Source organism: Amycolatopsis sp. NPDC059657 (assembly GCF_042734395.1).
GTDB lineage: Bacteria > Actinomycetota > Actinomycetes > Mycobacteriales > Pseudonocardiaceae > Amycolatopsis.
On record NZ_JBHWEB010000263.1, the window covers coordinates 1 to 2,024 of the forward strand.

The 2,024-nt window shown below is 69.4% G+C and carries 4 protein-coding genes; 1 reads left to right on the forward strand and 3 read right to left on the reverse strand.

Annotated elements, in window-relative coordinates; all coding sequences use genetic code 11:
* Positions 1–35 precede the first annotated feature (35 nt).
* Complete coding sequence (locus ACFV15_RS48095) at positions 36–596, reverse strand: dienelactone hydrolase family protein (RefSeq protein WP_378360229.1); 561 nt, start codon at positions 594–596, stop codon at positions 36–38.
* A 43-nt stretch (positions 597–639) separates the two neighbouring features.
* Between ACFV15_RS48095 and ACFV15_RS48100 the strand changes: the two genes are divergently transcribed.
* The gene (locus ACFV15_RS48100) at positions 640–1,263 is read left to right on the forward strand and encodes a YigZ family protein (RefSeq protein ID WP_378360225.1); all 624 of its coding nucleotides are present in this window, start codon (positions 640–642) and stop codon (positions 1,261–1,263) included.
* Here ACFV15_RS48100 and ACFV15_RS48105 read toward each other — a convergent pair.
* Both ACFV15_RS48105 and ACFV15_RS48110 read right to left on the reverse strand, forming a co-directional pair.
* Positions 1,260–1,382, reverse strand: a complete 123-nt coding sequence (locus tag ACFV15_RS48105) for a hypothetical protein (RefSeq protein WP_378360227.1) — start codon at positions 1,380–1,382, stop codon at positions 1,260–1,262. The genes ACFV15_RS48100 and ACFV15_RS48105 overlap by 4 nt on opposite strands.
* A gap of 17 nt (positions 1,383–1,399) precedes the next feature.
* Entirely contained in the window at positions 1,400–1,663 is a 264-nt protein-coding gene (locus ACFV15_RS48110; protein WP_370947547.1) for a hypothetical protein, read from the reverse strand.
* Positions 1,664–2,024: the final 361 nt, after the last annotated feature.

The window sequence follows — 2,024 nt, forward strand, 5'->3', positions numbered from 1 at the left end:
GGTTAGAACCGGCCGTACCACTCACGACCCCAGTGCTAGAGCGACTCGATGAACCCCAGCGCGATCCGCCAGGTCTTCTCGGCGGCCTCGGGGTCGTAGTCCGGGAGCTCCGGGTCGGTGTAGACGTGCCCGGCGCCCGGGTACCGGAACACCTCGACGTCGGCGCCTGCCGCGCGGATCTGGCGGTACCACACGTTCTGCCAGTCGTCCGGCTCGAACAGATCCGGGTCGGCGACATGCAGCTGGACGGGGAGGTCGTCGACCGCGGCGTCGTCGGCGATGTCCGAGGTGCCGTGCAGCAGCAGGAGCCCGCGGGCCTTCTCGTCGTTGAGCGCGAGGTTCTGGGCGAGCGCGGCGCCCAGCGAGAAGCCCGCGTAGACCAGCCCGCCCGAGGAATGCGGCGCGGAGGCGCGGATCGCGCGGCGCAGCAGTTCGTCGGTGCCGATCTCGTCCTTGATCTTCATTCCGTCTTCGACCGTGTCGGTGGTCCGGCCGTCGTAGAGGTCCGGCACGTGCACCTGGTGCCCGGCCGCGCGGAGCCGGTCGGCCGCCGCGTGCACCGCGGGCCGCAGCCCGTAGGCCGAATGGAAGAGCATGATGTCCACGGCGCGATATTAGGCGTTGTGGAAGGCTCGGCCGGTGGCCGACCGGTACCTGACCATCGCCCGAGCGGGCGAGCACGAGATCGAGATCAAGCGCTCCCGGTTCATCTGCGCGCTGGCGCCGGTCGATTCGGTGGACGCGGCACGCGCGGTCATCGCCGAGCGCCGCAAGGCGGGTCCCGACGCGAGACATCACTGCCACGCGTTCGTGCTCGGGCCGGACGGGCGGACCGCGAGGTCCAGCGACGACGGCGAGCCGGCCGGTACCGCGGGCATGCCGATGCTGGAAGTGCTGAAACGGAGAGAGCTGACCGACACCGTCGCGGTCGTCACCCGCTACTTCGGCGGGGTGCTGCTGGGCGCCGGCGGGCTCATCAGGGCATACAGCCAGGCTGTCGCCGAAGCGGCCGACGTGCTGGGGGTGCGTGAGTATCAGCGGCTGAATCTGGTGGCGGTGACCATGGACTATGGGCCTGCCGGGAGGTTCGAGAGCGACCTGCGGGCTTCGAAGTACCTGCTCAGCGGCATCCGCTACGAGGAGGCGGCCCGGTTCGAGGTCGGGGTGAAGGCTGGTGAGCTCGACGGGTTCCGAGCTTGGCTGGCGGATCTGACCGGTGGGGCCGCGACCGCCGAAGAGATCGGTGAGGACTGGCTGGGTTAGCCGAGTACGTCTTCGAGCAGCTGCTCACGGTGGATGCCGCGATCCTGCGCCGGGATCTCCGGGCCTGGCTCGCTGAACAGTGCGGCCACCAGTTCCTTGAGGCGTGCGAAGAAAGCCATGATCGTCTCCCCGCTGCTCAGGCGGCCAGCGCCAGCTCGTCGGCGAACTCGATGCCCAGTGCGTTCGCGCCTGCCTGGGTCAGCAGCGCGGGAACGCGCTCGCCTCGTCTGCCGTCGCGTGCGGGTGCCAGGTAGCCCAGATCGGCCAGCCGGTGCGCGGTGTACTGGTCGCAGCAGGCCAGCCCGTCGACGAACAGGTCGGGAACGCAGCTGCAGGTCATCTCCGCGTGCCCGGTGGCGACGGCGGTGAGGGTGGCCCTTTCGCGGTTGTTGAGAGTCATCGTCTCGGTCCTTCCACTGTCTGTTTCATTGAACTTCGTCCCACCGACAGTTTCTGGCCGCGATGTGGTCTGCGTCACCTCCTAGAGGGCCTTTTAGGGGTAAACAAACGTCTGTTTAAGGGCTCGCCGCTCCTGCCCCTAGTCCGCTTCGAGCCGCTCGGCCGGGGTCGGCCTGAGCGCTAGCGGGGCGGCATTTCGCCTGCTCAGACGGGGTCGACTCACGCCTGGGGTACCCCGGCGCTGCGCGGGGGTGCCCCTTGCCTGGGGGAGCAGTTGCGCACGCTGGGAGAGATAAGGGGTCGTGTGGGGGTGGTGGGCGGGGGGGAGGGGCGCCGGACCGCGCCACCCACCGTGTGGTGGG

Coding starts and splice junctions, on each gene's coding strand:
- ACFV15_RS48095 (WP_378360229.1), bottom strand. CDS start 596: ATGCTCTTCCATTCGGCCTACGGGCTGCGGCCCGCGGTGCACGCGGCG.
- ACFV15_RS48105 (WP_378360227.1), bottom strand. CDS start 1,382: ATGGCTTTCTTCGCACGCCTCAAGGAACTGGTGGCCGCACTGTTCAGC.
- ACFV15_RS48110 (WP_370947547.1), bottom strand. CDS start 1,663: ATGACTCTCAACAACCGCGAAAGGGCCACCCTCACCGCCGTCGCCACC.